Source organism: Sphingobium sp. IP1 (assembly GCF_002708645.1).
GTDB classification, from domain to species: domain Bacteria; phylum Pseudomonadota; class Alphaproteobacteria; order Sphingomonadales; family Sphingomonadaceae; genus Sphingobium; species Sphingobium yanoikuyae.
The window spans coordinates 1-2,469 of sequence record NZ_NOIW01000232.1; the positions used below are offsets into that span (position 1 = coordinate 1).

Genomic DNA, 2,469 nt, shown 5'->3' on the forward strand with positions numbered 1-2,469 from the left:
GCGATGTTCACCCGCACGTCGCGCCCGCCGCCACCGCCCGGCACCACCTGCCCGCTCGCCGTCGGCACGAAGAGTTCCGGCCCGCGCTCGCCCACCATATAGGCGCGTCCCGGCGCCACCGGCCCGCCGGTCGCCCGCCCCGGCAGGCCCAGCGCGCTGGTCAGCAGCGACGCCCCCAGTTGCACCAGTCCGCCCCCGCTGCCACCGCTGCCACCCACGGCCGACCGCAGCGAACTCGCCGCAATCTCGTCCAGCACCGACAGGGCGATCCGCCGCAGATCCTCGAAGCCGAACTTGCCGGTGCGCACCGCGCGCAACAGCCCCTGCTCGATCCGCCGCCCCGCCCGGTCGGCGCCATCGCCCAGCGGCCCTTCCAGCCCCGCGCGCATCGCCTCGACATCGCGGGCCAGCCCCTGCGTATCGGCCCGCACCCGCACCACCAATGTCTCGATGTCCTCGTCCATGGCGCTCCCCATTTTCTGATCTGATCAGTCCGGCATCGCCTGCATCAGCCGCGCCAGCGCGCCCGCATCCACCCCGTCGATCGGCGCGTCCTCGCCGCGCATCGCCGCCAGCACGGCGCGCAGTTCCGCCGGGGTGGCGCGCCAGAACTCGTCCGGCCGCCACCCCAGCAGCCAGCCGGCGATCCCCGCCAGCCGCCCAGCCCCCTGCGCGAAGCGCATCACTTCGCCTCCCGCAAAGCGCGTCATCGCCCCGCCAATATCTGTTGCAATATCGCCTTCAGCACCGGCGTCGCCCTTGCGAGGCCCGCCGCCAGCAGCGCCTCGCCCAGCGCCTCCCGGCTCAGCCCCTCGCGATCGACCAGGCAATGCCAGAACAGCCCGACCAGTTCGGCCAGCGTCAGCTTTCCGTCCGCCGCTCGCTCGACCAGCGCGAACAGCGGCCCCAGTTCCTCCTCCGCCGCCACCAAAGCGGCAAAGCTCGGCCGCAGCGCCAGCGTCTCGCCGCCCAGGTCCAGCGCCGCTTCCCCCCGCACGGGGTTTACCGCCCCGCCGCTCATTCGCTCACCACCGCGCCGCTGCTTTCCAGGCTCAGCGCATAGTTGCGCTCGCCATTATAGTCGCCGGCATAGTCGAGCCGCGTGACCAGGAAGCGGCCGCGCATCCGCTCGCCACTCTCGAAACTCAGCTCATAATCTTCGATCGTGCCGGCCAGCGCATGGTTGCGCACCCGGATTTCGGCCGCCGATCCGGTGAAGATGCCGGCCGCCGACACGCTGACCGATCGCACCCCCGCGCCCGACAGCAGCTCGCGCCAGCCGCCCGAATCCTTGCTGGTGATGTTGACCGCCTCGCCATTCACCGACAGCTGGGTGGTGCGCATGCCGGCCACCGTCTCATATGTTGCCGGGACGTTGCCATTTCCCACCTTCAACAGAAACGCACTTCCTTTTTCGACGCCCATGGCGCATTCTCCCGTCAGACAAAGCGTTCTAAAACGCGGATTAAAGGAGAGGTCTGATGCTCGTGGTTGCTCCCCTTGTGATGCTGCTCGCGGCCGCGCCGTCGGCCGACGCCATCGGCGCCGCTCGCAAGGCTTTTGCCGGCTGCCTCTCGGCCCAGGTCCAGCCCTCGCTCGACAAGAAGGTGCCGCTCGGCGAATTTCAGGGTCAGCTCAAAAAGACCTGCGCCGACAAGGAAGCGGCCTTCCGCGCCGCGATCCTCGCGCAGGACAAGGCCGACGGCATGTCGGACAAGGATGCGCAGGCCGATGCCGACGATCAGGTGTCCGAATATGTCGACAAGATCGTCGGCGAATATGAGGAATATAATAAGCCCGGCACCTGATCAGGTGCCGATAGCCTCGCGCACCACGCGAATGCGGTAATCCGCCACCGCCAGCCAGCCGCCTTCGCCGCGCGCGCCCGTCCGGGCGATCCGCGACCGCAACAGGCTGGCGGTGACGATCCGCCAGCCGCTGGCCCGCGCCAGGCGGATGACCGGGTCGATCCGCGCCAGCAGCTCGCCCAGCCGCCCGGCCGTCTCCGCCATGTCATGCAGGCTGATCGACAGGCGCAGCTCGCGCCCTTCGACATCCTTCGCGCCCCAGTCGCTGCCCAGACATTCGCCGACCACGCCATAGGGGGCGCTCGCCCGCGCCGGCACGCCGTCGAACAGGCCGTTCAACCGATCCATCAGGCCGCTATCGGCCTTCAGCGCCGCGATCACCGCGCTGCGTATCGCCACCTCTGCGCTCATGCCCCGCTCCTTCCCGCCTCGCGCAGGCTGAGGTCCGCCATCCAGCGCGCCTTCAGCCCCGGCGCCGACGCCCGCACCGCCTCGCCCTCGATCGTCGCCGCCACGCCCTGCGCGTCCAGCGCATCGACAATCGCCGCCCGCCGCCGCGTCGCCCGTTCCTCCATCCGCCGCGTCAGCGTCATCCGCATGACATCGCCCGTCACGAGAGGCGCTTCCTGCGCCACGGCCGCCACAGCGCGCTCACGACGGC

The 2,469-nt window shown here is 70.3% G+C and carries 7 protein-coding genes; 1 reads left to right on the forward strand and 6 read right to left on the reverse strand.

Annotation, left to right across the window (positions count from 1 at the left end):
* From CG471_RS29605 to CG471_RS29620, 4 genes are all read right to left on the reverse strand, one after another.
* Positions 1-464 (reverse strand): tail tape measure protein (locus tag CG471_RS29605; RefSeq protein WP_099234641.1); only part of this gene is annotated, 464 nt, incomplete at its 3' end.
* A gap of 24 nt (positions 465-488) precedes the next feature.
* On the reverse strand, positions 489-710 hold the full coding sequence (locus CG471_RS29610; RefSeq protein WP_373562084.1) for a phage tail assembly chaperone: 222 nt from the start codon (positions 708-710) through the stop codon (positions 489-491).
* Positions 707-1,021 (reverse strand): GTA-gp10 family protein, encoded by a 315-nt coding sequence (locus CG471_RS29615; protein ID WP_099234642.1) that lies wholly within the window; start codon positions 1,019-1,021, stop codon positions 707-709. The genes CG471_RS29610 and CG471_RS29615 overlap by 4 nt, the downstream gene beginning before the upstream one ends.
* A complete protein-coding gene (locus CG471_RS29620; RefSeq protein ID WP_004207802.1) occupies positions 1,018-1,425 on the reverse strand; it encodes a phage tail tube protein in 408 nt (135 codons plus the stop codon). The genes CG471_RS29615 and CG471_RS29620 overlap by 4 nt, the downstream gene beginning before the upstream one ends.
* Before the next feature lie 56 nt (positions 1,426-1,481).
* On the opposite strand from CG471_RS29620, the gene CG471_RS29625 reads away from it, so the two are divergent.
* Positions 1,482-1,808, forward strand: coding sequence for a hypothetical protein (locus tag CG471_RS29625; protein WP_099234643.1), 327 nt, complete (start codon positions 1,482-1,484; stop codon positions 1,806-1,808).
* Here CG471_RS29625 and CG471_RS29630 read toward each other — a convergent pair whose 3' ends face one another.
* On the reverse strand, positions 1,809-2,219 hold the full coding sequence (locus tag CG471_RS29630) for a DUF3168 domain-containing protein (protein ID WP_099234644.1): 411 nt from the start codon (positions 2,217-2,219) through the stop codon (positions 1,809-1,811). It lies immediately after the preceding gene.
* Positions 2,216-2,469, reverse strand: a 254-nt coding sequence (locus CG471_RS29635; protein ID WP_257211739.1) for a hypothetical protein, incomplete at its 5' end; no start/stop codon positions are given. The genes CG471_RS29635 and CG471_RS29630, both read right to left, overlap by 4 nt.